Source organism: Pelagerythrobacter sp. Soil_C_18, from assembly GCF_057657235.1.
Genome location: NZ_JBDGIU010000013.1, coordinates 1 through 434 on the forward strand (window position 1 = coordinate 1; position 434 = coordinate 434).

1 protein-coding gene is annotated in these 434 nt (G+C 65.0%); it reads right to left on the reverse strand.

The genetic code is table 11. The annotated features are described in order from the left end of the window. Window positions 1-434 (reverse strand): putative Ig domain-containing protein (locus AC3A5N_RS16005; protein ID WP_487738316.1); only part of this gene is annotated, 434 nt, incomplete at both ends.

A 434-nucleotide genomic window follows, 5' to 3' on the forward strand; every position in this document is an offset into this window, starting at 1 on the left:
GCAACCGTCCAGTCGAAGCTCTGCGTCACCGAGGCGCCGCTGCCATCGGTGGCGGTTACGACGACGGTGTAGGTCCCGTTCGGGTTACCCGGAGTGCCGGTCTGGCTCGCCGAGTTGTCTATCGTTCCGCTGATGATACCCGTCACAGGATCGAGCGTCAGACCCGCCGGCAGACCGGTCGCCGTGTAAGTCATCGTGTCGCTCGCATCGACGTCGGTGAAGGCCGAGGTGACGTCCACCGTCGTGACGCCGTCCGCATCCTCGTTCGCCTGATCCGGCAGCGCCCCGACCGCAACCGGCCCATCATTGGTGCCGGTCACCGTAATCTCGAGCGTCGCGGTATCCGTACCGCCCTCGCCGTCGCTTACGGTATAGCTGATGCTCGTCGTCCGGGTCTCGCCCACGGCAAGATCATCGAACTCACCGTTCGGATC